This is a genomic window from Ensifer oleiphilus (assembly GCF_013371465.1).
Classification (GTDB): domain Bacteria; phylum Pseudomonadota; class Alphaproteobacteria; order Rhizobiales; family Rhizobiaceae; genus Ensifer; species Ensifer oleiphilus.
In genome coordinates, this window is record NZ_JABWDU010000006.1 from 170,586 (window position 1) to 194,156 (window position 23,571).

A 23,571-nucleotide genomic window follows, 5' to 3' on the forward strand; every position below is an offset into this window, starting at 1 on the left:
GTCGCCCGAACAACGCCGACACGCCCGTAAAACAGGACTGCATGTGATGATTTTTTCCTCTGACAACTGGGCTGGAGCCCACCCGGCCATCGCCCAGAGCCTCGTGACCCATGCGGACGGCTACGCATCCGCCTACGGCACCAGTGAGCTCGACCGAAAGGTGGAGAAGAAACTGTCCGACGTTTTCGAGCGCGATGTCGCCGTCTTCTTCGTCGGCACGGGAACTGCCGCCAATTCGCTGGCTCTTGCCAGCGCCAGCCGCGCCGGCGGCGTCGCGTTCTGCCACCGCGAGGCCCATGTGACCGCCGATGAATGCGGCGCTCCCGAATTCTTCACCCATGGCTCGCGCCTGAAGCCGGTCGACGGAAAACACGGCAAGATGGATGCATCGCGTCTGGAAGTGGAAATTCGCCGCTACCCGCTCGACAATGTCCATGGCGGCCAACCGATGGCGGTAACGCTGACGCAGGCGACCGAAAGCGGCACCGTCTATTCGCTCGACGAGATAGAAGCGATCGCAGCCGTCGCCAAGGCGCACAAGTTGCCATTGCACATGGACGGCGCGCGCTTTGCCAATGCGCTGGTCAGCCTCGATGCGACACCGGCCGAAATGACCTGGAAACGCGGCGTGGATCTCGTGTCCTTCGGCGGCACGAAGAACGGCTGCTGGTGCGCCGAAGCGCTTGTCCTGTTCGATCTTTCCAAGGCGCATGAGATGCACTTCCTGCGCAAGCGCTCGGCGCAGCTGTTCTCGAAATCACGCTTTGTCTCCGCCCAGTTCGACGCCTATCTCGAAGGCGACCTCTGGCTAGACCTCGCCCGAAATTCCAACGCCATGGCCCGCCGCCTTGCCGACGGCATCGCCGCATCGCGCACGAGCCGCCTCGGCTGGCCAGTCGACGCCAACGAAGTCTTCGTCATTCTGAAGAGCGACGTGGCGTCAAAGCTGCGAGAGCAAGGTGCCGTCTTCTACGATTGGCCGGTCCCGCACGATCTTTCCGGAAGCCTTGCAGCCAATGAGGGCCTCTATCGCCTGGTGACCAGCTTTGCCACGAAGACAGACGACGTCGACCGCTTCGTCGCAGCCTGCTGAGACGGATCGGCCTGCAGGGCCGGCTTCAGGCCTGGCCCTGCAGCGTGCGCACCTTCGACAGGATTTCGGTCGACAGCGCCGCGATCAGCTTCTGGTCGGCACCCTTGCTCGGAACCAGCACGAACTCGACATCTTCCAGCGGCGGCAAGGTGCCAGTCGGCAGTTCCCTGAGACCCTGGGGCGCCATGCTGCGCGGCTGGACGAGCACGCCCATGCCGGCTTGCGCTGCGGCCGTCAGCCCGCTGAGGCTGCCGCAGGTACAGACGATCCGCCACGGCAGCCGATGCCGGTCGAGCACTTCGAGCGCCACGCTGCGGGTGATGCTCGGCGGCGGAAAGGCGATGAGCGGAAGGACTCTGTCACGCTTGATGCGCTCGGGATCGCGCGCCAGCCACACGAGCGGTTCGCGATAGACCAGTTCGCCGCGTGGATCGCCGAGCCGGCGTTTTGCCAAGACGAGATCGATCTCGCCGCCATCCTGCATCTGGTAGAGCACACCGCTCAGCGCCACCGTCAATTCGAGTTCCACCGACGGATGCGCCCGCACGAAATCCTCCAGCACGCCCGGCAGCCGGCTGGTGACGAAATCCTCCGACACGCCGAGCCTCAAGCGACCGCGAAGACTGCTTTCGGCAAACAGCGCCTTGACCTCGTCGTGGATCGCCAGCATCGAACGCGCATGCGCTAGCAGGGCCTGACCGTCCGTGGTCAATGACACCCGATGCGTATCGCGGGCAACAAGCTTGCGCCCTACAGCGGCTTCAAGCCTTTGAATATGCTGGCTGACGGTCGATTGCCCGAGCGTCAGCTTCTCCGCGGCAAGGGTAAAGCTGCCCATCTGTTCGAGCGCGACGAAGCTGCGCAGTTGCACGAGATCGAGCATTTATTATCCATTTTCGCGATAACTGTTATTCCTTGCATCCTGCTTCATAATGGCATTTCTCGGCAAGGTGTTTTCTCAATCGAGCCAGTGACAGCCATGCGCCGCTATCTTCCCGACACGTTCACCCTGCTTCTACTTCTCACCGTGCTTCTGGCATCCGTGCTGCCGATCCAGGGCAGCGCGACCGTCTGGTTCGCCATGGCGACGAAGGTGGCGGTGGGCCTCGTCTTCTTCCTGCATGGCGCGCGGCTGTCGCGCGACGTCGTCATCGCCGGCTTCCTGCATTGGCGGCTGCATCTGGCGATCCTGGCCTCGACCTTCGTGCTGTTTCCGCTGATCGGCCTTGCGATCGGCTTCGTGCCGTCGTCGGTCCTGCCGCCCACGCTTTACACCGGCATCCTCTTCCTCTGCGTGCTGCCCTCGACGGTGCAGTCGTCGATCGCGTTTACGTCGGTTGCCGGCGGCAATGTCCCGGCGGCGATCTGCTCAGCGTCCGCCTCCAACATCTTCGGCATGTTTCTGACGCCGCTTCTGGTCGGCCTGTTGTTTTCCGCCGGCGGTCATGGCGGCGTGTCGCTGGATGCGCTGGAGCAGATCTTCTTGCAACTGCTGGCGCCGTTCATCGCCGGCCAATTGCTGCAGCCGTGGATCGGCGGCTGGATCAGGGCGCGCAAGGGGCTGCTTACGCCCGTTGACCGCGGCTCGATCCTGATGGTCGTCTATCTCGCCTTCAGCCAGGCAGTCACATCCGGCCTGTGGCAGACCTTTTCGCTTACAGATCTCGGTGTGCTGGTCGTAATCGAGGTCGTCATGCTGGCGCTGGTGCTGGCCGTCACCATGTTCGGCAGCCGCCTTTTGGGCTTCAACCAGGCCGACGAGATCGCCATTACCTTCTGCGGCTCGAAGAAGAGCCTCGCGAGCGGCATCCCGATGGCAAGCGCCATCTTCGCCGGCCAGAACATCGGCGCGATCGTGCTACCGGTCATGCTCTTCCACCAGATCCAGCTGATGGCCTGCGCGGTGATCGCCCAGCGTTATGCCGCCCGCAAGCAGCCGGACGCAATCGCCGAACCCGTGCGGACATAACGTCCGAACCCGCCAGGCCATAACGAAAACGGCGCCCTTTCGGGCGCCGCCTCTTCGAAGCTTGAGAGGTACGGATTAGAGGCTTTGAGCCTCGATCTGCTTCGGCTGCGATGCGACCGACGTAATGTCGATGCGGCGCGGCTTGGCTGCTTCCGGGATCTCGCGGGTGAGGTCGATGTGCAGCAGACCGTTCTTCAGCGAAGCGGACTTGATCTCCACATGGTCGGCAAGCTGGAAGCGACGCTCGAAGGCGCGCTTGGCAATGCCGCGATGCAGGAACTGGTTTTCTTCAGCCTTTTCCTCGCTCTTTTCGCCCTTGATCGTCAGCGTGTGTTCACGCGCTTCGATCGAAAGTTCGGTTTCGTCGAAGCCGGCAACCGCCATGGTGATGCGGTAAGCATTTTCGCCGGTGCGCTCGATGTTGTAGGGCGGATAGGTCTGGGCCTGGTCAGGCTGGCCGAGGCTGTCAAGCATAGTGAACAGGCGATCGAAGCCGACGGTGGAGCGATAGAGGGGGGAAAAATCAACGTGACGCATGGTGTCCTCCTGGGAGCAACTGTTTGCGATATCTGGTCTGCCACCCCATCCAGGCAGCGGCGCGACCGGTGAACGGACCCGTTATCGGCGTCCGTGAGCATGAGATGGGAATGCGATTTCGCCAGTTCAAGGCATGTCATCTCAAGATTCTTGTCCGGTGAACGGCGCATGAATGGACGGTTCGGCCGCGGTTCAGATCATGAAGGTTAGAACAGCCACACTGGGAGGAAATCTCCTGGGGCTGAAGCGACATGTCCCTTCTCCTTCAGCGGCCGGAAACGGTGATCGTCCGGATTTCACCCACCGTTTCCGGCTTTTTTCTTTGACGGCGCTGGGCCCGCCGCCTATCCCTGATGATCCCGATCAACGCGTCTTTTTCTTGGTTTCGTCCGTCATGACCACGATCCTCCGCTCCACACCTGACAATCCGATACCGGACAATCACGTGGCGGGCTTCTTCGACGGAGCCGGCGGCCGCAAGATCCGCTACGCCATCTTCAAGACCAAAACGCCGGTGGCGCGCGGCACCGTCGTGCTTTTGCAAGGGCGCAACGAATCGATCGAGAAATACTTCGAGACCATCGCGGACCTCAACGCTGCCGGCCTGTGGGTCGCCACCTTCGACTGGCGCGGCCAAGCGGGCTCGGAGCGGCTTCTGCCCGAGCCCGGGCGCGGCCATGTCGAACGCTTTTCCGATTACGAACGCGATCTGACCACCTTCCTCGAGCAGATCGTGCTTCCGGACACCCGACTTCCTTTTTCGATTGTCGCCCATTCCATGGGCGCGCTGGTCGCGTTGTCCCTCGCCCCGATGCTTTCGAGCCGCATCGATCGCCTGGTGGTGCTAGCCCCCTTTGTTGGCCTCGGTGGCCAGGTGATCGGCGAACGCAGCATCGCGAGCATGGCAACGATGATGCGCTGGCTCGGCCTCGGGCGTCTGCCGCTGCACGCCGACAAGGGCAACCGCCCCTTTGAAAACAACGTACTGACGGCCGATCGCCGCCGCTTTGCGCGCAATCTTGCTCTGACCGATGCCTATCCGGAATTGCGGCTTGGGCCGCCATCGGCGCGCTGGCTGACCGAAGCCTTTCGCGCGGTGCGGCGTGTCACGCGCCGCGAACATCTGACCCGCATTACCCTGCCGACGATTATCCTGGCGCCGACGGCCGATCGGCTGGTGCCGCATATCGCCGTCGAATGGCTGGCACGCAATTTTCGCGCCGCCCACATGATCCCGATCGACGGTGCGCGCCACGAACTGCTACACGAAGCGGATCGCTATCGCGCCCAGGCGATGGCGGCCATTCTTGCGTTCATCATTCCCGATGAAGACGACGAGGACGAAGGCGAAGCGGCCTGAGAAGGGTCACGCCGACCTGAGCTGATATCAGCCCTTGAGGATTTCCAGTGCCTGCGCATGCAGCGCGGCGCTGCCGGCAGCGACGACTTCGCCGCCCATCTCCGCCGGTCCGCCCTGCCAGTTGGTGACGATGCCGCCAGCCTGCTCGATCAGTGGGATCAGGCCACCGACGTCATAGGGCTTGAGCCCGCACTCGATCACCAGGTCGACATGGCCGGCCGCCAGCAACGCAAAGGCGTAACAATCACAGCCGTAGCGGAACAGCCTCACCTTGTCCTGCAGCGCCTCGAAGCGGGTCTTGTTGGCGCCGGTGTAGAGGTGCGGCGACGTCGTGAACAGCACGGCATCGGACAGCGTGTCGCAGGCGCGGGTCGACAGCACCTTGTCGCCGTCGGGGCCGCGATAGTGCGCCTTCGCGCCATCGGCAAAGAAGCGCTCGCCGGTGAACGGCTGGTCCATCAGGCCCATCACCGCATCGCCGTTGCGGTAAAGACCGACCAGCGTGCCCCAGACGGGCAGGCCGGAGATGAAAGCGCGCGTGCCGTCGATCGGGTCGATCACCCAGACATACTCGCGGTCGAGGCCGACATTGCCATGCTCCTCGCCGAGGATGCCGTGATCGGGGAAATTCTGCTCGATCAGGGCCCTGATCGCCGCTTCCGCCGACTGGTCCGCTTCCGTCACGGGATCGAAACCGCCCTCGATCTTGTTGACGACGCTCGTACCAATGCGAAAGCGCGGCAGGGTTTCCGCCTTGGCGGCATCGGCGAGACGATCGAAAAAGGAGCGGTCAGGTAGCATGTCACTCTCTTTGGGGAGGAAAAACGGAGGTACGATCTGAATAGACGAAATTCGCAGAAAGGCAAACGGCGGGGCGTCCCGGCTTTCAGCGGTTGAGCCCGCAACATCGCTATCGCTTCAACCCCCGTCGCTTCGGTGAAATTCCTTTGCCGCACTGCAAAAGTTTTCAGTCGTTCAACTTGACAATTGTGCAGTGCAATATTAGGGTTTTTATGCAGTCACTCGTGACTGTAAATACCCTCCTTGGGTGTTTCCTCCCTAGACTTAACCGCGCCAATGGCGCGGTTCTTTTTGAGGTCTGATAGGGAAGCTGTCGTTATTCGGCGGCAAGCGGCAGATAGGCGCCATAATCTTCGACATGACGTGCCAGCGAAGCGATGAAACTGGTGAGATCGGCAACCAGCGCGCCGAAACCGGGTTTCCTGACGAGCGTCGTCTCGTCGACATAGAGCCCGCGATTGATCTCGATCTGCAGCGCATGCAGGCCGCGGCTCGGCCGGCCGTAGTGTTCGGTGATGAAGCCGCCGGCATAGGGCTTGTTGCGTGCGACGGTATAGCCGAGCTCCTGCAGGAGATCGACGGCGATCCGCGACAGCTCCGCCGCCGCACTGGTGCCGTAGCGGTCGCCGATGATGAAATCCGGCCGCTGGGCGCTGCCGGGCAGATGCACATTACCCGGCATCGAATGACAATCGATCAGCACCGACAGGCCGAACTGCACATGCGTGCGGGCAATCAGCTTGCGCAAGGTGGCGTGGTACGGCTTGTAGATCGTTTCGATCCGCGTCAGCGCCTCTTCGACCGGAAAACGGCCGCGGTAGATTTCCATGTTCTCGGCGACGAGCCGCGGCACGGTGCCAAGGCCGCCTGCCACCCGCATCGAGCTGATATTGGCGTGCGGGGGCACCGGGCCGTCGAACATGCGCGGGTCGAGTTCGTAAGGCTCTCGATTGACGTCGAGGAAAGCGCGCGGGAAATGCGCCAAAAGCATCGGCGCGCCGAGGAACGTCGCGTTCTGGAACAGCTCATCGACATAGTGATCTTCGGACCGGCGGATTGCCAGCGCATCGAGGCGCGACTGATCGAGAAAGGCCTGTGGATAAGATCGACCGCTATGCGGCGAGTTGAATACGAAGGGAATCCGCTGGCTTGCAGGTTCCAGAACCTCAAACAGCTCCCTCTCCGTCATCTCCCCCATCGGAACCCTTTTTACCATGTGCGGTTCTTGCTGTTGTCATCATGTTGCCAGTTGGCCGGCTCTGTGTCCATAGTGCGCCCACTCCGGTTTCTCGGGAGTTGACGCGCCGCGTTCACGAGATATTTACCCCGTTGCGGCTTGGATAGAACGCCGCAATCCATCCGCAATGAATAAACAGAAGCAACGGCCGAGTTCATGACTGTGAAAATCCTTCTTGCCGAAGACGACAACGATATGCGCCGCTTCCTGGTGAAGGCGCTCGAAAAGGCTGGCTACAAGGTCATGTCCTATGACAACGGCGCCAGCGCCTACGATCGCCTTCGCGAAGAGCCCTTCTCGCTTCTCCTGACCGACATCGTCATGCCGGAGATGGACGGCATCGAGCTTGCCCGCCGGGCGACCGAACTCGATCCGGACCTCAAGGTGATGTTCATCACCGGCTTTGCAGCGGTGGCGCTGAACCCGGATTCGAAAGCCCCGAAGGATGCCAAGGTGCTGTCGAAGCCTTTCCACCTCCGCGACCTCGTCGACGAGGTCAACAAGATGCTGGCCGCCTGAGGCCAGACATTTTTTCCACAGCTGCCGCTCCCCGTCCGCGACATTTCAGACGGGCCGGCGCTGATTTCAGATAGACCGCCGCGATCCACAGGGATCTTCGGCGGTCTTTTCATTTCAGTGACTTACGTGGAAGGCCCGGAAATCCGGGGCTTCCCGCAGGTCGCCAAAGGCGGCGCGCGTCGGCTGAAAACGCCCAACGAAATTTCTGTCAAAAAACCTTCGAAAACCCTATTGACGCGACAGCGGGTTCTATGGTCTATGCGCCTCATCGGATGGGCGTGTAGCTCAGCGGGAGAGCACTACGTTGACATCGTAGGGGTCACAGGTTCAATCCCTGTCACGCCCACCATCCTAATTAGCTGATAAGCAAGGGCTTTCGAGAAATCGGAAGCCCTTTTTACATTTGGCTCGCAAGGTCCATCGAACCTGACGACCTGCGAGCCATGCGACCCCGCGCGTGACGGCACTTCGCCTCCCCGATCTCAACGAAGGTTACCATTGGGCGGCGGCAAGCACTTGACTCTGCCGTGCAAACTGTGGCGTTCACAATCAGCCACGCCCAAGTCGTCTATTTCGAACGGGGAGTTAGATCTTGTCGCCGGACTTCCAAATAAAGACAATTGAGACGCTGGCCAAGCGAGCTGCACTGCGGTGCAGCAATCCGGATTGCCGTAAGCTCACAACTGGGCCGCACTCGGACGAGACCAAAGCATCGAACCTTGGCGAGGCCGCCCACATTTTTGGTGCGCGGCCCGGGTCTGCGCGTTATCGGTCAGAAATGAGTGATCATGAGCGGGCAGCGATATCTAACGGAATATGGATTTGCCGCACGTGCCACGGGCACATCGACAAGGATCAAGCGCTCTTTTCCGTAGAGCTTCTTCTTCTTTGGAAGAAGACGCACGAAGAGCAAAACCTAGCAGAGCTAGGAAGCGCCGGTGATAGGCTTCGAATGCTGGTTGTCGACAAGGAGTTGGAGGCTTTCGGGCATCTACCCGCGTTCATTCGCGAAATTATAAAGGATAAGCCGGACTACTGGGAGTACATTCTGTCCTGTGAATTGCTGGATCATTACATAGCCCCCACAGTGCGGAGAGGGCGTGACTTAGAGCTTGGGAGAATTACAAAGACTAGAATCCTACTTCAACCGGAGAGATTCAATCAATGGATGCGAAGTAAACCAGCAGAATTCTTGCAAGTTGGTCGGGCGCTTTCAGGGCTGATTGAAGACCTACAAAACTCATGGGGTCCCTCGGGTACGCCTGGCGATGTAAATGAAATCGACCACGTGTGCAGACTATATGGTGAGACCGCTAAGCACCTTTTGACAATTGCAGAAGACGCGACTTTCACAGCCGTTCCTGAGGGTTTCGAGGATGCATCAAAGGCCCTATCCGAGGGTGCCTTCTTCACCCTCCGACTGTTGCCCGATCTCCCCCGCTTTTTAAGATCCATGTTTGCGGAGGGTAAGCCTTCTGGAGAATACAAGTTTTCGCTTGTACTTGATCTGCCCGAGGGGTGGGCCGACTCGTTCAGTGCAGCAATTGAGCGCGGACAAGAAGCTTTAGCTGCAAGAGATTATGTTTGGTAGGCTCTCTTCATTCGACTGTCGGTCGGGAATATTTGCCAGTCTGGACTACTTGCTTGGAGAAATGACAGCACATGAGTGACGTAGACACAACGCCCCCAGAAAAAGATGAGATTAATCCGGCCGAGGAGCCAATCAGCTTAAGGGAGTTTCTTGAACGGACGCACCCGTCTGTACAAAAGCCGGTCAATGGCGCGTGGGAAATCGAAGCGAGTGTCGGGTCAAGGCGGCGAAAATTGACCTATCCAGAAATCCGCCTTCACTGCCGTGACTGCCAGGGAGAGCGGACTTTTCGATTAGCAAACCGAAATGAAAGCTGGATGTGGGAGACGCAGATATGCAACGCGCATCCTATTTTTCGCTGCGGCGACTGCAACCTACAATCAAAACAGTACGCGCTTCGCGTTGTGTTTAAGGGCGAAGGCGATGCATCACTCTACAAATATGGAGAGCATCCCGCGTTTGGCATTCCGGTACCGAACCGCGTTTTGCGCTTGGTTGGTAACGAGGATGCCGCCCTGTTCCTTAAAGGAAGACAGTGCGAGAACTTGGGTTATGGGATCGCCGCGTTCGCCTACTACCGCCGTGTCGTTGAGAATCACAAAAACGAACTGTTCGAGGAAATTATAAAGGTTTGCGAAACACTGGGAACTTCCGGAGAACTCATAAAGGAGCTTAAAGCGGCTCAAAAGGAGATCTCTTTTTCCAAATCAATGGAAAAAATAAAGACCGCCCTTCCTCACGGCCTGCTCATCGACGGGCACAATCCGTTGAATGCACTGCACGGTGCCTTGAGCGTGGGGCTTCACGCAGAAAGCGACGAGAATTGCCTCGCTAACGCCCAAGCAGTTCGGCTTGTTCTGAGCGAGCTCGTCGAGCGAATTGCACTCCTGAAGCAGGAGAACAAACAACTCAGCGCAGCGGTGCACCGCCTTTTGTCGAAGAGGTAATCGACCTTCGGGCGAAAGCCCCAACGCCATGGCGGCAATCACGGCACCTCGAAAAGTTTCAGGATTGCGCACCTTCAAGGAGTGCGGGCTGTGGGAACAATTCTCCGCTTTTGCTGCTATGTAAGGGCACGCGCAAACGATCCACCGATGATAATCCGTCGGGATCGTGCGCAAGGATGGCCCCGCCAGTCGCAGGCCATCCTTTTCGTTCCGCTCCTTCACGCCGCGGTGGGCTTCTAAGGCGACAGTCTCGGCAGCATCTTCGCCCGCCGCGATCCCCCTTCCGGAGCCGGCAGCATCCGGCCGGACAAGGACGGCTTCCTCTGGCTCGACCAGGCGACGTTCCGGCAGAGTTTTGGTCAGGATCTCGGCGAGACCGAAGCGCTGGTCATGGCCGTCGCGCAGAAGCCGATTGCCGGACGCTGCTTCGAAGACAAGTCGGGCCCGCCGGCCTGGAAGGTGAAGCCAAGCTGGTATCAGGTGTCGAGCCGCGACAACATGATCCCGCCGGAAACCGAACAGTGGATGGCCGAGCGCATCAAGGCGAAGAAGACGATCACGCTCGACGCGAGCCACGCATCGCTGGCCTCGCACGCCCCGGAGATCGTCGCACTGATCGAGGAGGCGGTTGCCTCGCTCGCCTGACGTCAGTCCTGACGAAACCGCCGGCACCCGGGGACATTCCGTCTCCGGGGCCGCATTGTTAAAGGGGGAACGGCCGAGGCGCAAATCAGGCGCCGTCAATGGGCGACGTTGGAGGCGGCCGACATCAGCTCCTCGCGGCGCGGCATGCCGAACATGTTGTGCCCGTCGGCCGTGGCCTCGGTAAAGCTCCAGCGCACGATGCCATCCCGGTCGAGCAGGAACTCGCCGACGAGCTGGCCCTCGCCGGCGGCGATCATACGTTCGTCGTCCTGCATGATTTCATAGCCGTCCGCCTTGTCGAGAAAGGCCGAGGCTGCCCAAGGATCCATCGCGGTCGGCAACTCGCCGGGCATATCGATCAGCATCGCCATGGCGGTTTTCTTGGCGAGCTTGTGGGGCCATTCGTCCTCATCCTCGGTGAACTGAAGATTGGGCAAGCCGAACGCACGATGCGAAACCCGCTCCGGATCGGAAGCCGCCAGCAGGTTAGGCAGCGGATGGTAGCGGAAATAGAGCCGTGCCCGGTCGATCGGCGTGTTGACGACCGTCAGGCTCTCGATGCCTTTTTCGCGCAGCACACCGTCGAGCTGCGCCATCGCAGCGATCTGCCGCCGGCAGAAGGGGCAATGCAGACCACGGAACAGGCCGACCAGGACCGGCTTGCGTCCGCGAAAATCGTCGATGGAAATCTGGCCGTCCTGGGTGATGGCGTCAAGAACCACGTTCGGCGCCCGATCGCCGGGCTGTAGCGGTCCATTGTAGTGTTCAATCATGATCTCTTCTCCTCGTATCGATCGTGAGTTGCGGCGATGCGGGGCGGACGTGTCGAACGCTGGGGCGAACGCGACCGTCGCGTCTGACGCAGAACCGAATTGGCGACACAGATTTGTATTTCGGACACCCATTGGGGCCCGATCCTGCAATCCGGATCGCCTTACATACCTTCGAGGGACCTGCCCTGAAGCGCGTCGCGATCTTTCAGATTCGCTTGCTGCGCTTTAATTTCTTGTTTCGCGCATGTCGTTGTCGCAAAACCGCGGCACACTTTTGCGCGACATGCTTCAGTCGAGGAACGGCAATATCATCAGCGCTTCGGGATCGAGACCGTGCCGTGTGCATATGTCGCGAGCCGAAGCAAAGTGCCGTTCCGCACCGTCGAGGTCACCCGCATCGAGGCAGAGTGTCGCCAAGCCATCATAGCACGGAAACAACAGCTGCGCCTCTCGCGTTTCGAACGCGAGTTCGAGAGCCTCCTCGTAGAGACGCCGCGCGACATCAGGGCGACCATGACACTGGTCGATCTGTCCCAGGACCAGCAACGACACCGCCAGATGATCGCGCTGATCGAGTTCGCGGTCGATGGCGATCGCCCGTTCGGCGGCCGGGATGCCGTCGGCCGCACAGCGATCTGTGAAGGTGCAATAGGCCACGGCCAAATTGGAAAGCAGTCGCGCCTGAAAACCAAGGTCGCCGATACGGTGCGCCATGTCGAAGCCGAACTTGCACACTTCGATGGCCCTGCGCGGCTCGATGATCGTGTAGAGAACGGCAAGATTGGTATAGCCGCGGCAGGCCGCATTGAGCAGATCGGCAGCCTCCGCGACGGCGACGCTGCGCTCGATGGTTGCGATCGCCTCGGAACCGCGGTTGAGGCGTGCCAGCGCCACGCCCTTGGTATTGAGGGCTTCTGCCGTCACCCGGTCCATTTCACGCCGAGCGTCCGGTGCTTGCGGTGCCAGGCCACCGACACGCTTCAAGGCATCGTCGGCCCAGACGATCGCGTCGGCATAGTTGCCCATGCGAAAGGCAAGGTGGCCCCGCTCCTGGGAGAGATGGGCGCTTTCGATCGGCGCATCCGCGTCCCGCAGAAGCTGGGCTGCGTTCGCGAAGGCCGTCAGTGCCTCATCGCGTCGGGCCGCCTCCCACAACAGATGTCCGAACTTGCGCTGGATGCGGGCCGAAGAGATCCGGTCGTCAGTGGCGCGATAGACGTCGAGGAGGGATGCATAGTGCCCTGTGGCCGCGTCGCGCTGACCCGAGGGCCCGAGGAGATCGGCAACCCGCTCGCGGGCGGCAAGCCATTCGGCGCCCTCTTCCCCGGCCGCCGCCCAGGCGGCCATCGCCTGTTTGTAGAACCGGATGGCATCGTCGTTCGCATAGATCGCCTGCGCACGTTCACCCGCCGCCATGAGATAGCGTGCGCCCTTCGACTTGTCCTCCGACTGGCTGAAGTGGTGGCCAAGCAGCGCCATTTCCTCCAGTCTCGTGGTCTGCGCTCCGTAGCGGCGCTCGAGCCGGTCGGCGACGACGGCGTGTATCTCCGCACGCCGCCGCAGAAGCAGGTTGTTGTAGACCACCTCCTGCAACAGCGTCTGGGTGAAGCGGTAGGTTTGCGCGCCCTGCAGGCGGCCCTCTCGCGTCTCCTCGATAATCTCGGCATCACACAGGATATCCAGCGCTGCATCGATCGTGGGTTCGTCGCCGGCGACGCCCCGAAGCAGATCGACATCGAACCGTGGGCCGATGACCGCCGCATGATGAAGCAGCCTGCGCGACGGCGGCTGCAGCCGGTCTACCCTGCCGAGCAGCATGGCTTCGATGGTCACCGGAATATCGACGGTCGCCTCGCGCTCGACCACGCGCCAGGCGGCGCCGAAGTGCTTGAGAGCATCGACTTCGATCAGGCCGCGCACGATTTCTTCGATGAACAGCGGGTTCCCGCCGGCGCGCGCCAGTATGCGGCCCGCCAACCCCCGGTGCAGACCATCGGCACCGAAGAAGGCGGACAGCAGCCTGTGCCCTTCGGCATCGGTGAGCGGCGCAAGCCGCAACGCCGTCAGGCTCGTTCGGCCAGGTCTCAGCCGGTCGACCGCCGTCTCGGGACGCTCCGTCGTCAGCATCATCAATGGACTGCCCTCCATCCGATCGAGGATAAAGGCGATGGCATCGAGGGACGCGGCATCGGCCCAGTGTAGATCCTCGATCACCAGCAGCAGCGGCGTTCGCGACAGGCGTCGCTCGAAGATGGCGCGCACCGCTGCAAAGAGCTGGCGACGCATCTGTTCCGGCTCGACATGCCGCAAGCTTTCGTCCTGCGTTCCCATTCCCAGGATGCGCAGGAAGAGCGGGAGGAGCTGTTCAAGTTTTTCGGCCGCAAAGCCGATCTCGGCCAGACCCGCCGTCAGCAATTCAGTGGTGCGTTCCAGGGTATCAAGGGTCGAGATGCCATAGGCGCCGCGCAACACAGATGCCAGGACGCCGTAGGAAGGCTCGCCAAGCGGAGATGAGCTTGCCCTGCGAACGACGACATTCCCGAATCGCGGGTCGACGGCAACCAGCCCGAGAAATGTACTGACGAGCCGCGATTTTCCCATCCCTGCCTCGCCGGACAGCCGCACCAGTTGCGCCGCTCCCTCACAGGCAAGCTCCAGACAATCGAGCAGCCGCTTCATTTCCGCGTCGCGCCCGACCAGCGGTGACGTCAGGCCCAGAGCCTCCAGGCCGCGGGCGGCACCCGGGGCATCAAGGACCTTGATCAACCGGTAGACTTCGACAATGCCGGCTTTGCCGCGCAACGCGGTTGCGCCCAGCGCCTCATAGGCGAAGGCATGCCGGGTCACTCGATAGGTGACCGGCCCAACGAGAATCTCACCGGGTCCCGCCATGGACTGCAGGCGCTGGGCGGTGTTCACGGCATCCCCTGTGACCGAATAGGATTTGCTGTCTCCAGCACCCAGGGCACCGGCGACGACGGTGCCGGTATTCAAGCCGATATGCAGGTTCAACGGCGCGCCGATGCGATCCTCCCAGCGTTCACCGATCAGGTTTACCCGCGCGATCATGTCGATCGCTGCGCGAAGGGCGCGCTCGGCATCGTCCTCATGCGCCACCGGGGCGCCAAAAAGCGCGAGCAAGGCATCGCCGATGAATTTGTCGACGAAGCCGCCATAGGTTTCGACCGCTTCGGTCAATTCCGCAAAAAGTTCATTCTGAAAGGTCTGCAGGATCTCCGGATCCATATGCTCGCCAAGGCCGGTGAAACCGCACAAATCAGCAAAAAGGATGGTCGCCGTGCGACGGTCGGCATTTTCATTGTCGCTCGATACCGATGCGGATTGCCCCCGTGCCGCCCTCGGCAGGGGCATGACGGCAACCTGCCCCGACACCAGGACCTTTACGGCCACCGGCTTGTCCAACGGCATCCCGCAATTCGGACAGAAGGCGAAACCGGGCTGACAGTCTGCACCGCACCCCGGGCACGGGCTCTGCTGTCTGGCCCCGCAGCTCGGGCAAAACGAAAAACGCCCCTGGATCTCGCAACCGCACTCGTGACACTTCATCAATAGCGAACCTTCGCAGAGGCCCCGCGCCGCATGCTATCCAGAGCCATTTGGACACAGTCAACGCAAAACAATGAACCCGCGGCCGCGGGTTTGCAAGCAATCGCTAACATGAAGATGTCAAGGTCTGACAGGATCCGAACAGGGAGCACATTGGCGCCCTTCTGCACTCACCCGTCGGCCAAGCGGACGCCTCGACCGACGGAAGCAATGACGTCGAATCAGGAGTGGGGCCTGCGCGAAGACGGCCTGCTCGCAAACGTCCCGAGATCGATTGCGGCATCGTCCGGTGCGCGGCACACGTTTTCGGGGTGCCGATCGCTTGCCTCCACTGCGAAATGGATCGCCGCCGCCTCGTTGGTAAAGAGCCCTCCGACCAGTCCCTTGCGGTCGGAAACAACCCACCATCCGTGACTGTCGCGCCCGACGACGAACCGTGCCCGCGCCCGAAAGCCGCGCCGTACCTGCTGCTGCATACTGCCCATGATCGAATTTACCTCATTGATGAAGAGCGCGGCCGCTCAGCCGGCAAGCCAGGGGATCACGGTCTGGATGCCGTATGCGAGCCCAAGCACGATGCCGAGGCGGATTCCGATCCCGAGGAAGGCATCGCGAACGACACTGTTGTCGGCTGGATAGGGCTCGATCTCCTGCGAACGGCGCCTTTGTTCCGCCTGCGCGGCAAGGTGGGGAAAGCGTGACATGGTCTGTCTCCTTTGAGGGGTTTGATGCGAGGCACGGGCAGAGCCGATCGTGCGCAACGGCAAGAGCCGTCCAATCTGCGATGACATGGAACCGACTGATCGATCGCCGCGACGTAAGTTCAGCTCACGAGCGCCAGAGGCAAGCGGGAACGGAGGTGCTGGGCGCCCCGCGTCTCGATCAGCGGTTCGAGCGCCGAGCGAATTTCCGCCGCCGTTTCAGGCGACACCGTTGTCAGCGGCAGCCGCACTTCGGGACTGAAGTCCCGCGCCAGATGCAGCGCATATTTGATCGGGCCCGGGTTGGTTTCGCGTTCGAGCGCCGTGAACAGGGGTTGGAGCCGTTGATGGATGGCGACGGCCGCCTGGGCGTTGCCGGTTGCGATCGCATGGTGCAAAGAAACCATCAGCCGCGGCACGACATTTGCCGCCACCGAGATCGTCCCATGCCCGCCGCAGAGGTTGAAAGGCAGCGCCGTCTGGTCGTTGCCGGAGAATTGGCTTAGCCGCGCCTTGACCGCCGGCGATGACGCAAGGAAGCGGCCGATGTCCCCCGTCGCGTCCTTGATGCCGACGATACCGGGCAGTTGCGCCAATCGCTCCAGCGTGCGCGGCGCCACGTCGACGCCGGTGCGCGAGGGCACATTGTAGACGATGACGGGCAGATCGACAGCCCGGACCACCGCCTCATAGTGGCGATAAATCCCCTCCTGCGAGGGCTTGCTGTAATAGGGCGCAACGATGAGCGCGGCATCGGCACCGAGCGCCTTTGCCTCTGCCGTCAGTTCGATCGTCGTTTGCGTGCAGTTCGTGCCGGTGCCGGCGACAACCGGGATTTTTCTTTCGGCCACCTCGACGCACCGTTCGATGACCATCGAACGCTCGGCGCGCGAGAGCGTCGCCGCTTCGCCCGTCGTTCCGCAGGCGACGACACCGGAAATGCCGTGACGTATCTGCCATTCGACGAGCGACATCAGGCCGATGCCATCGACCTTGCCGTCCTTGAATGGCGTGACCAGCGCCGTGATCGCCCCTTCGAGGCGAAGCGAATGATCGCTCATGGAAATATCCTTCAGGTTGGGAGATGACTGCTGCGGGCGCCCTGGCTTTCGATGACAAGCCGATAGGCGCGGCAGCATTGCAGGAAGGCCGATAGGATCGCCGCTGCCAGATCGGCGTGGCGCGCCTTGAATGTGACGCGGCCGGGTCCTTCAGGTGCATAGCGTAGCGTGCAGGTCCAAACCCCACACTCATGGCTGAGCGTACGCAGGCAGAGCTTGGCTTTGGTGGCCGTCGTCAGGTGGATCACGGCATCGACCAGCGCGTCGGCGGCCATCAGATCGCGAAAGCGGCGCGCGGGCCAGTCGTCCGGTACCAGGTCGGGCCTGTCTTGGAGCAACCGCACGGCCTCCCAGACGTGATGTTCGCGCAGCCGACGAACCGTGGCGATGCGCACGAGCAGATGCCTCAGGGCACCCGGTCCGCCTTCGGCATGGCCCCCCTGAAAGGCGCCGATGCAGCTGTGGGTATCCGGCGCGTCGGAGCGATGGCGAAAGCTGAAATCGTGAAGGGTCATGGTGCTCACCCGTTGTCGATGAGCAAACGCTACCCCCGCCGCGCGTCCGGTTTCGATTGCGACTTGCAGCGACCGGCATAAGATTTTCATAAGGGGGAGCGCGTGCCGGGTGTGCAAGGCAATGGCACGGCGCTAGAGTGCCGCAAGGCGGCGATAGCCGGCGGAAATGCGGCCCGTATCGCGTCGAAATATTCTGACGCAAAAGATGACGCGCACGCAATTTTGCGCTAGGTAGCCCCTGCACTGGCGGTCGGTGATCGCCATATCAGCCAATGACATTTGGTCCTTGAAGGAAAACGTCCATGCCTGCCTATCGCTCCCGCACCACCACCCACGGCCGCAACATGGCCGGCGCCCGCGGCCTTTGGCGCGCGACGGGCATGAAGGATGGCGACTTCGGCAAGCCGATTATTGCGGTGGTCAACTCGTTCACGCAGTTCGTGCCGGGCCACGTGCACCTGAAGGACCTCGGCCAGCTCGTCGCCCGCGAGATCGAGGCGGCCGGCGGCGTCGCCAAGGAATTCAACACGATCGCCGTCGATGACGGCATCGCCATGGGCCATGACGGCATGCTTTATTCGCTGCCCTCGCGCGAGATCATCGCCGATAGTGTCGAATACATGGTCAATGCGCACTGCGCCGACGCCATGGTCTGCATCTCCAACTGCGACAAGATCACCCCCGGCATGCTGATGGCCGCACTGCGCCTCAACATCCCCGCCGTGTTCGTGTCCGGCGGCCCGATGGAAGCCGGCAAGGTCGTCCTGCACGGCAAGACCCATGCGCTCGATCTGGTCGATGCCATGGTTGCCGCCGCCGACGACAACATTTCCGACGAGGACGTCAAGGTCATCGAGCGCTCCGCCTGCCCGACCTGCGGTTCCTGTTCCGGCATGTTCACCGCCAACTCGATGAACTGTCTGACCGAAGCCCTCGGCCTGTCGCTGCCGGGCAACGGCTCGACGCTGGCAACGCATGCCGACCGCAAGCGCCTGTTCGTCGAAGCCGGCCACCTGATCGTCGACATCACCCGCCGCCACTACGAACAGGACGACAACAGCGTTCTGCCGCGCAATGTCGCCTCCAAGCAGGCATTTGAAAACGCCATGGCGCTCGACATCGCCATGGGTGGCTCGACCAACACGGTTCTGCACATTCTCGCCGCCGCCCATGAGGGCGAGGTCGATTTCACCATGGCCGACATCGACCGGCTGTCGCGCAAGGTTCCCTGCCTGTCGAAGGTGGCGCCGGCCAAGAGCGACGTGCACATGGAAGACGTGCACCGCGCCGGCGGCATCATGTCGATCCTCGGCGAACTCGAAAAGGGTGGCTTGATCAACCGCGATTGCCCGACGGTACACAGCGAAACCCTCGGCCACGCCATCGACCGTTGGGACATCACCCGCACCACCAGCGAAACCGTGCGCAACTTCTTCCGCGCCGCTCCCGGCGGCGTTCCGACACAGGTCGCCTTCAGCCAGGCAGCCCGCTGGGACGAACTCGACACCGACCGTGAAAAGGGCGTCATCCGCTCGGTCGAGCATCCCTTCTCCAAGGACGGTGGTCTTGCCGTTCTCAAGGGCAACATCGCGCTTGACGGCTGCATCGTGAAGACCGCCGGCGTCGACGAGAGCATCCTGAAATTCTCCGGTCCGGCCCGCGTGTTCGAAAGCCAGGATTCGTCGGTCAAGGCGATCCTTGCCAATGAGATCAAGGCCGGCGACGTCGTCGTCATCCGCTATGAAGGCCCCAAGGGCGGCCCAGGCATGCAGGAAATGCTCTATCCGACGAGCTATCTGAAGTCGAAGGGCCTCGGCAAGGCCTGCGCGCTGATCACCGACGGCCGTTTCTCCGGCGGCACCTCGGGCCTTTCGATCGGCCACGTCTCGCCGGAAGCGGCAAACGGCGGTATGATCGGCCTCGTACGCGAAGGCGACATGATCGACATCGACATCCCCAACCGCACGATCAGCCTGCGTGTCGACGAGGCGGAACTCGGCCGCCGCCGCACAGAGCAGGACGCTAACGGCTGGAAGCCGACCGAGATCCGCAAGCGCAAGGTGACGACAGCCCTCAAGGCCTATGCAGCCTTTGCGACGTCGGCAGACCGTGGAGCAGTGCGCGACCTCGGCGATCTCTGACCGCGCAACGGTTGATGAGACGAAGGCTCCCGCACGCGGGGGCCTTTTTTTTGTGCGGGTGGCACCGCTCACAGCCACACGCCGATACCAAGGTCGGCCGGCCTGTTCCGCGCTCGATTCACCTGCTATTTTAGATTTCTCTAATTTTTTGAGGTGAACGATGACAAGCGCAGCGGACCTGCTCGGCACCTGGAAAATGCTGTCCTGGACTCGCAGGGCTGTTGCATCCGGTGAGATCACCGATGCGATGGGCCCGGACCCGATCGGCTACCTCTCCTACCAGCCCGATGGCCGCATGACTGCGGTCGTGGTCGAGCGTCACCGGCCCGTACCGAACGGCACGACACCGACCGATGAGGAGAAGGTGGCGCTATTCGATTCGATGCTCGCCTATGCCGGCTCCTACACGCTTGAGGACGGCAAGGTCATCCATCATGTCGATGCGAGCTGGAACCCCATCTGGGGCACCTCCGACCTGGTTCGACCCTATATCCTGGACGGCGAGCGGCTGGTCATCCACAGCGCGCCGGGCGTCGATCCGACAACGGGCGAAGAGGTGACCTACTACCTCGAGTTCCGGAAGGTGTGAAACGCGCCCTGCGCCGTGATCAAGCCAGACGGCCCTAAAGATGGCGCGTTTCGGCCGGCGGATGAAACCAGTTGTTGTTGCGGCCATCCATATACTGCACCGGCACTTCGGCCAGCACGGCGGGGTCGACGTCATCGAGCGTCGCGACGTTGACGGAATAATACGCGCCGCCAATTTCCTCGATATAGCCATGCCCGAAGGCGGCGATGCCGCAGGTCTTGCAGAAGCGGTGATGTACGCTGTTGCTGCCGAACTGGTAGTCGGCGATATCGACTTCCTCGGCCTGCAGCCGGAACGCATCCGGTTTGACGATCGCGCCCCAATAGCGCCTCTTCCAGCAGATCGAGCAATTGCACTTGCCGGTACCGGCGTCGAGATCGATATCGGCCTCGTAGCGGATCTTTCCGCAATGGCAGCTTCCCCGGTAGGTCATTTTCATCGCCTTCACTCCTGGATCAGAACGGCATCGTCTCAAAACATTCTCATGACAACTTATTGTCATTTATTTCGCACATTGACAATAAGTTGTCAATTTCAAGGGCGCGCGTTTTTTAAAGAAATCGCAGGAGGCGAGGTCGCCCCAGGGCGACCTGATCTAGAGGTGGCGAACCTCCAAAGGCGCATTCGCCCAGTCGTCGTTGCGCCCGTCCATGTAATAGACGGAGGCCGCGGCAAGCGCCGACGGATCGAGATCGTCGAGGCTGGCAAGATTGACGGAGTAGTATGCGCCGCCCAACTCCTCGACATAGCCGTGGCTGAACGGGACGATGCCGCAGGCACGGCAGAAGCGGTGATGCCCGACCTTGGCGCCGAACTGGTAGTCGCCGACATCGGCATCCTCCGACAGCAGGCGAAAATCACCCGGCCGGACCTGCGCACCCCAATAGCGCACCTTGGCGCAGAGCGAGCAATTGCACTTGGTCGTGCCGGCATCGAGATCGAAATCGGCTTCGTAACGCACCTTGCCGCAGTGGCAACTGCCTTTGTATGTCCGCTTGGCCATTTCCATTTCCTCCTCGTTCGGTCAAAAACGCTTGCGACAAACACGCCAGCATGACAACATGCTGTCATTATTCACCATCGCACAATGATTGTCGCTGTCAACATGAACGATCCCCTTCGCACGCCTGCCGGCGACGCTTTCGCTGAGTTCGCCATCTCGGTGCTGCGGCTCGCCGGCCCCCTGACGGCGGCCGGCGACGTGCTCGCCAGACCCTCGGGCCAGACCAGCGCGCGCTGGCAGGTGCTGGCGGCAGCAAACCATGCGCCGATGTCGGTCGCCGATGCCGCACGCGCGCTTGGCCTTGCCCGCCAAGGCGTGCAGCGCATCGCCGATCTGCTCGAAGAGGAAGGGTTGATCGCCTATGTCGACAACCCGGCGCATCAGCGCGCCAAGCTGATGGTACCGACGCCGCGCGGCGAGGAGGTGCTGGATGAAATCAAGGCCAGGCAGGCCGTATGGGCGGATGCGTTCGGCGCGGAACTCGGCGAGGAGCGGCTGCAACAGGCAACCACATTGATCGGGCAAGCGATCGCCCTCTTGCGGGATCGCCCGACGACCGCTTAGAGCATTTCCAGGAAAAGCGCGAAGCAGTTTTCCGATAATAAATGTGTAGAAACAAAGAGATAATTTGCTTTTACGATTCCGTCTAAATCGGAACACTCCAGAGCGCTGGCTCGGCTTTAGACGAACTGCAGAAGATCGGCGCGCAACCGCGCCGGCCCGCCCTCTCCCAGCTTCTCGTCGACGACGGAGTGGGTGGCCTTCCAGATCGGAACGGCCCGTGCCAGAAGCTGCTCGCCCTCAGGCGTCAGCCGCAGCCTGCGCGATCGTCGATCGTCTTCGTCGGCGAAAATCTCGACCAACCCGCGCCGCTCCAGCGGCTTCAGCGCCGCCGTCAGCGTCGTACGGTCCATGGCAAGCAACGAAGCCACGGCACGCATGTTTGGCGGGACAGGGCGATTGAGCGACATCAGCAGGGAAAATTGGCCGTTGGTGATGTCGAGCGGGCGCAAGGCCTCGTCGAACTGGCGGGCGAGCGCGCGGGCTGCACGCTGGACATGCAGGCACAGGCATGTGTCCTTCACGAACCCCGTGGTCTCGAACGGTATGACGGGTGATTTTGACATGATCGATTAATGTTGATATCAACGTAATTAGTCAAGTGCAACGTTGGAAGGAGGAACGGGCATGAGACAGGAGCATGCAGTCGTATCGCCACGCGAATGGCTGGAAGCGCGTAAAGCCCTTCTGGAGCTCGAAAAAGAACACACCCACCTGAGGGACAAGGTCAACAAGTCGCGCCTCGCTTTGCCCTGGGTGAGGATGGAAAAATCCTACATCTTCGACACGCCGAACGGTCAAAAGTCACTGGCCGAACTGTTCGACGGGCGCAGCCAACTGGTCGTCTATCACTTCATGTTCGGTCCGACCTGGGAAGCCGGGTGCCCCGGCTGCTCGTTCCTCGTCGATCATTTCGACGGCATGCTGCCGCACCTCAATCACCACGACGTCACCTTGATCGCCGCCTCCAATGCGCCGCTTTCCAAGCTCGAGGCCTACAGGAAACGCATGAACTGGCATTTCCCCTGGGTTTCGGCCGAGGGCAACGGCTTCAACAGCGACTTTCACGTCGCGTTCACGCAGGCCGAACTCGCTGACGGCAAGGTCGTCTACAACTTCACCGAGACCGAAAGTGGCAATGCGCACGAAGAACTGCCTGGCCTCAGCGCTTTCCAGAAGGCTGACGACGGCACTGTCTACCACACCTATTCCACTTATGCCCGAGGGCTCGAGGAAATGGTCGGCACGCTGATGCTTCTCGACCGCGCGCCAAAGGGACGAAACGAGGATGGAACGCAAGGTTTCGTGCGTCGCCACGACGAATACGAAGACGCCCCTCGACGCAAGGCCGGTTAAGCCTTCCAAAGCAGCACACCCGACGATGGAACCTTTCGTCTTCGGGTGCGTTTCTAACCGCCTGTACCCTTGACGTGCATCTCGTATCGAATGGCAAGCGCCCTCGGAAGGGAAACATCGATGAATGCGGAGCCGCAGGAGGCCCATCGCTGGCTTGAGCAATTGCTCGGCGATTGGCAGGTCCACACGCCGGATGCGCCGGCGAAAGGCATCCCCTGGACAGAACAGGTTCGAAGCCTTGAAGGTCTCTGGACGATCTGCGAAGGGCGCGGCACCATGCCGGACGGCAATTTCGGCCAGAGCTTGATGACCCTCGGTTACAACCCCCAAACCGAACGCTTCGTCGGGACCTGGGTCGGTTCCATGATGACCCACATGTGGATCTATGACGGCGAGCTTGAACCAGACGGACGGACACTCTCCCTTTACTGCGATGGTCCTGATTTCGATGTTCCGGGAAAGCAGTCCAGATATCGTGACGCAATAACCCTTGTCGACCAATCCCGGCGGCTGCTGACAGCCCATGTCAAGAGCAACGACGGGACCTGGAAGGAACTGATGACGGCGCAATACACCCGCATCTGACGACGAATTTCAAACACATA

Annotated in this window: 25 protein-coding genes and 1 tRNA gene; 13 read left to right on the forward strand and 13 right to left on the reverse strand. The window is 61.4% G+C overall.

From position 1 onward, the window contains the following. The first annotated feature begins 46 nt into the window (after positions 1-46). A complete protein-coding gene (locus HT585_RS22195) occupies positions 47-1,093 on the forward strand; it encodes a threonine aldolase family protein (protein ID WP_176354973.1) in 1,047 nt (348 codons plus the stop codon). Between the two features lie 25 nt (positions 1,094-1,118). On the opposite strand, the gene HT585_RS22200 is transcribed toward HT585_RS22195, so the two are convergent. After that, positions 1,119-1,976, reverse strand: coding sequence for a LysR substrate-binding domain-containing protein (locus tag HT585_RS22200; protein WP_176354974.1), 858 nt, complete (start codon positions 1,974-1,976; stop codon positions 1,119-1,121). A 96-nt stretch (positions 1,977-2,072) separates the two neighbouring features. Between HT585_RS22200 and HT585_RS22205 the strand changes: the two genes are divergently transcribed. After that, entirely contained in the window at positions 2,073-3,062 is a 990-nt protein-coding gene (locus HT585_RS22205) for a bile acid:sodium symporter family protein (protein ID WP_176354975.1), read from the forward strand. A 75-nt stretch (positions 3,063-3,137) separates the two neighbouring features. On the opposite strand, the gene HT585_RS22210 is transcribed toward HT585_RS22205, so the two are convergent. Continuing rightward, entirely contained in the window at positions 3,138-3,599 is a 462-nt protein-coding gene (locus HT585_RS22210; RefSeq protein WP_077500592.1) for an Hsp20 family protein, read from the reverse strand. A 394-nt stretch (positions 3,600-3,993) separates the two neighbouring features. On the opposite strand from HT585_RS22210, the gene HT585_RS22215 reads away from it, so the two are divergent. Continuing rightward, a complete protein-coding gene (locus HT585_RS22215; RefSeq protein ID WP_176354976.1) occupies positions 3,994-4,959 on the forward strand; it encodes an alpha/beta fold hydrolase in 966 nt (321 codons plus the stop codon). Positions 4,960-4,986: 27 nt separating this feature from the next. Here the strand turns inward: HT585_RS22215 and hisN are convergent, their stop codons facing one another. Both hisN and HT585_RS22225 read right to left on the reverse strand, forming a co-directional pair. Continuing rightward, positions 4,987-5,760, reverse strand: coding sequence for a histidinol-phosphatase (gene hisN / locus HT585_RS22220; RefSeq protein WP_176354977.1), 774 nt, complete (start codon positions 5,758-5,760; stop codon positions 4,987-4,989). Positions 5,761-6,076: 316 nt separating this feature from the next. Beyond that, the gene (locus HT585_RS22225) at positions 6,077-6,958 is read right to left on the reverse strand and encodes an N-formylglutamate amidohydrolase (protein ID WP_176355129.1); all 882 of its coding nucleotides are present in this window, start codon (positions 6,956-6,958) and stop codon (positions 6,077-6,079) included. A gap of 195 nt (positions 6,959-7,153) precedes the next feature. Here HT585_RS22225 and cpdR1 point away from each other — a divergent pair, with 195 nt between their 5' ends. From cpdR1 to HT585_RS31610, 5 genes are all read left to right on the forward strand, one after another. Then, entirely contained in the window at positions 7,154-7,516 is a 363-nt protein-coding gene (cpdR1, locus tag HT585_RS22230) for a response regulator CpdR1 (protein ID WP_025424823.1), read from the forward strand. A 274-nt stretch (positions 7,517-7,790) separates the two neighbouring features. After that, positions 7,791-7,865 (forward strand) — tRNA-Val (locus tag HT585_RS22235). A gap of 429 nt (positions 7,866-8,294) precedes the next feature. Further along, entirely contained in the window at positions 8,295-9,107 is an 813-nt protein-coding gene (locus HT585_RS22240; protein WP_176354978.1) for a hypothetical protein, read from the forward strand. A gap of 71 nt (positions 9,108-9,178) precedes the next feature. After that, on the forward strand, positions 9,179-10,054 hold the full coding sequence (locus tag HT585_RS22245) for a hypothetical protein (protein WP_176354979.1): 876 nt from the start codon (positions 9,179-9,181) through the stop codon (positions 10,052-10,054). A 258-nt stretch (positions 10,055-10,312) separates the two neighbouring features. Continuing rightward, entirely contained in the window at positions 10,313-10,699 is a 387-nt protein-coding gene (locus HT585_RS31610) for an alpha/beta fold hydrolase (protein WP_343214066.1), read from the forward strand. A 95-nt stretch (positions 10,700-10,794) separates the two neighbouring features. Here the strand turns inward: HT585_RS31610 and HT585_RS22255 are convergent, their stop codons facing one another. The 6 genes from HT585_RS22255 to HT585_RS22280 form a co-directional block, all read right to left on the reverse strand. After that, positions 10,795-11,472 carry a peroxiredoxin-like family protein gene (locus HT585_RS22255; RefSeq protein ID WP_176354980.1) on the reverse strand — a complete coding sequence of 226 codons (678 nt, stop codon included), beginning with the start codon at positions 11,470-11,472 and terminating at the stop codon, positions 10,795-10,797. A 288-nt stretch (positions 11,473-11,760) separates the two neighbouring features. Next, complete coding sequence (locus HT585_RS22260; RefSeq protein ID WP_176354981.1) at positions 11,761-15,039, reverse strand: adenylate/guanylate cyclase domain-containing protein; 3,279 nt, start codon at positions 15,037-15,039, stop codon at positions 11,761-11,763. Positions 15,040-15,260: 221 nt separating this feature from the next. After that, complete coding sequence (locus tag HT585_RS22265; RefSeq protein ID WP_176354982.1) at positions 15,261-15,524, reverse strand: hypothetical protein; 264 nt, start codon at positions 15,522-15,524, stop codon at positions 15,261-15,263. Positions 15,525-15,560: 36 nt separating this feature from the next. Continuing rightward, positions 15,561-15,743: a hypothetical protein gene (locus HT585_RS22270; RefSeq protein WP_176354983.1), complete on the reverse strand. Its 183-nt coding sequence runs from the start codon at positions 15,741-15,743 to the stop codon at positions 15,561-15,563. 119 nt (positions 15,744-15,862) lie between these two features. Next, the gene (dapA, locus tag HT585_RS22275; RefSeq protein WP_176354984.1) at positions 15,863-16,801 is read right to left on the reverse strand and encodes a 4-hydroxy-tetrahydrodipicolinate synthase; all 939 of its coding nucleotides are present in this window, start codon (positions 16,799-16,801) and stop codon (positions 15,863-15,865) included. Positions 16,802-16,812: 11 nt separating this feature from the next. Continuing rightward, entirely contained in the window at positions 16,813-17,316 is a 504-nt protein-coding gene (locus tag HT585_RS22280; RefSeq protein WP_176354985.1) for a hypothetical protein, read from the reverse strand. A 302-nt stretch (positions 17,317-17,618) separates the two neighbouring features. Between HT585_RS22280 and ilvD the strand changes: the two genes are divergently transcribed. Then, entirely contained in the window at positions 17,619-19,457 is a 1,839-nt protein-coding gene (gene ilvD / locus HT585_RS22285; RefSeq protein ID WP_176354986.1) for a dihydroxy-acid dehydratase, read from the forward strand. A gap of 160 nt (positions 19,458-19,617) precedes the next feature. Beyond that, a complete protein-coding gene (locus HT585_RS22290; protein WP_176354987.1) occupies positions 19,618-20,046 on the forward strand; it encodes a lipocalin-like domain-containing protein in 429 nt (142 codons plus the stop codon). A gap of 34 nt (positions 20,047-20,080) precedes the next feature. On the opposite strand, the gene HT585_RS22295 is transcribed toward HT585_RS22290, so the two are convergent. Beyond that, positions 20,081-20,485, reverse strand: a complete 405-nt coding sequence (locus HT585_RS22295; protein WP_176354988.1) for a GFA family protein — start codon at positions 20,483-20,485, stop codon at positions 20,081-20,083. A 156-nt stretch (positions 20,486-20,641) separates the two neighbouring features. Then, positions 20,642-21,049: a GFA family protein gene (locus HT585_RS22300; RefSeq protein ID WP_176354989.1), complete on the reverse strand. Its 408-nt coding sequence runs from the start codon at positions 21,047-21,049 to the stop codon at positions 20,642-20,644. A gap of 102 nt (positions 21,050-21,151) precedes the next feature. Between HT585_RS22300 and HT585_RS22305 the strand changes: the two genes are divergently transcribed. Continuing rightward, positions 21,152-21,613 carry a MarR family winged helix-turn-helix transcriptional regulator gene (locus HT585_RS22305; RefSeq protein WP_176354990.1) on the forward strand — a complete coding sequence of 154 codons (462 nt, stop codon included), beginning with the start codon at positions 21,152-21,154 and terminating at the stop codon, positions 21,611-21,613. A 116-nt stretch (positions 21,614-21,729) separates the two neighbouring features. On the opposite strand, the gene HT585_RS22310 is transcribed toward HT585_RS22305, so the two are convergent. Continuing rightward, positions 21,730-22,176, reverse strand: coding sequence for a MarR family winged helix-turn-helix transcriptional regulator (locus HT585_RS22310; protein WP_176354991.1), 447 nt, complete (start codon positions 22,174-22,176; stop codon positions 21,730-21,732). Positions 22,177-22,237: 61 nt separating this feature from the next. On the opposite strand from HT585_RS22310, the gene HT585_RS22315 reads away from it, so the two are divergent. Together HT585_RS22315 and HT585_RS22320 are read left to right on the forward strand one after the other, a co-directional pair. Next, complete coding sequence (locus HT585_RS22315) at positions 22,238-22,966, forward strand: DUF899 domain-containing protein (protein ID WP_176354992.1); 729 nt, start codon at positions 22,238-22,240, stop codon at positions 22,964-22,966. Between the two features lie 120 nt (positions 22,967-23,086). After that, complete coding sequence (locus HT585_RS22320; RefSeq protein ID WP_176354993.1) at positions 23,087-23,551, forward strand: DUF1579 domain-containing protein; 465 nt, start codon at positions 23,087-23,089, stop codon at positions 23,549-23,551. Positions 23,552-23,571: the final 20 nt, after the last annotated feature.

Bases quoted from the DNA above. Each gene is read 5' to 3' on its own strand.
- HT585_RS22270 (WP_176354983.1), bottom strand. From the start codon at position 15,743: ATGTCACGCTTTCCCCACCTTGCCGCGCAGGCGGAACAAAGGCGCCGT.
- HT585_RS22290 (WP_176354987.1), top strand. From the start codon at position 19,618: ATGACAAGCGCAGCGGACCTGCTCGGCACCTGGAAAATGCTGTCCTGG.
- HT585_RS22195 (WP_176354973.1), top strand. From the start codon at position 47: ATGATTTTTTCCTCTGACAACTGGGCTGGAGCCCACCCGGCCATCGCC.
- ilvD (WP_176354986.1), top strand. From the start codon at position 17,619: ATGCCTGCCTATCGCTCCCGCACCACCACCCACGGCCGCAACATGGCC.
- HT585_RS22280 (WP_176354985.1), bottom strand. From the start codon at position 17,316: ATGACCCTTCACGATTTCAGCTTTCGCCATCGCTCCGACGCGCCGGAT.
- HT585_RS22215 (WP_176354976.1), top strand. From the start codon at position 3,994: ATGACCACGATCCTCCGCTCCACACCTGACAATCCGATACCGGACAAT.
- HT585_RS22210 (WP_077500592.1), bottom strand. From the start codon at position 3,599: ATGCGTCACGTTGATTTTTCCCCCCTCTATCGCTCCACCGTCGGCTTC.
- HT585_RS22205 (WP_176354975.1), top strand. From the start codon at position 2,073: ATGCGCCGCTATCTTCCCGACACGTTCACCCTGCTTCTACTTCTCACC.
- HT585_RS22240 (WP_176354978.1), top strand. From the start codon at position 8,295: ATGAGTGATCATGAGCGGGCAGCGATATCTAACGGAATATGGATTTGC.
- HT585_RS22320 (WP_176354993.1), top strand. From the start codon at position 23,087: ATGAATGCGGAGCCGCAGGAGGCCCATCGCTGGCTTGAGCAATTGCTC.
- dapA (WP_176354984.1), bottom strand. From the start codon at position 16,801: ATGAGCGATCATTCGCTTCGCCTCGAAGGGGCGATCACGGCGCTGGTC.
- HT585_RS22295 (WP_176354988.1), bottom strand. From the start codon at position 20,485: ATGAAAATGACCTACCGGGGAAGCTGCCATTGCGGAAAGATCCGCTAC.
- HT585_RS22310 (WP_176354991.1), bottom strand. From the start codon at position 22,176: ATGTCAAAATCACCCGTCATACCGTTCGAGACCACGGGGTTCGTGAAG.
- HT585_RS22265 (WP_176354982.1), bottom strand. From the start codon at position 15,524: ATGGGCAGTATGCAGCAGCAGGTACGGCGCGGCTTTCGGGCGCGGGCA.
- HT585_RS22225 (WP_176355129.1), bottom strand. From the start codon at position 6,958: ATGGGGGAGATGACGGAGAGGGAGCTGTTTGAGGTTCTGGAACCTGCA.
- HT585_RS22255 (WP_176354980.1), bottom strand. From the start codon at position 11,472: ATGATTGAACACTACAATGGACCGCTACAGCCCGGCGATCGGGCGCCG.
- HT585_RS22300 (WP_176354989.1), bottom strand. From the start codon at position 21,049: ATGGCCAAGCGGACATACAAAGGCAGTTGCCACTGCGGCAAGGTGCGT.
- hisN (WP_176354977.1), bottom strand. From the start codon at position 5,760: ATGCTACCTGACCGCTCCTTTTTCGATCGTCTCGCCGATGCCGCCAAG.
- HT585_RS22245 (WP_176354979.1), top strand. From the start codon at position 9,179: ATGAGTGACGTAGACACAACGCCCCCAGAAAAAGATGAGATTAATCCG.
- HT585_RS22315 (WP_176354992.1), top strand. From the start codon at position 22,238: ATGAGACAGGAGCATGCAGTCGTATCGCCACGCGAATGGCTGGAAGCG.
- HT585_RS22305 (WP_176354990.1), top strand. From the start codon at position 21,152: ATGAACGATCCCCTTCGCACGCCTGCCGGCGACGCTTTCGCTGAGTTC.
- cpdR1 (WP_025424823.1), top strand. From the start codon at position 7,154: ATGACTGTGAAAATCCTTCTTGCCGAAGACGACAACGATATGCGCCGC.
- HT585_RS22200 (WP_176354974.1), bottom strand. From the start codon at position 1,976: ATGCTCGATCTCGTGCAACTGCGCAGCTTCGTCGCGCTCGAACAGATG.
- HT585_RS22260 (WP_176354981.1), bottom strand. From the start codon at position 15,039: ATGAAGTGTCACGAGTGCGGTTGCGAGATCCAGGGGCGTTTTTCGTTT.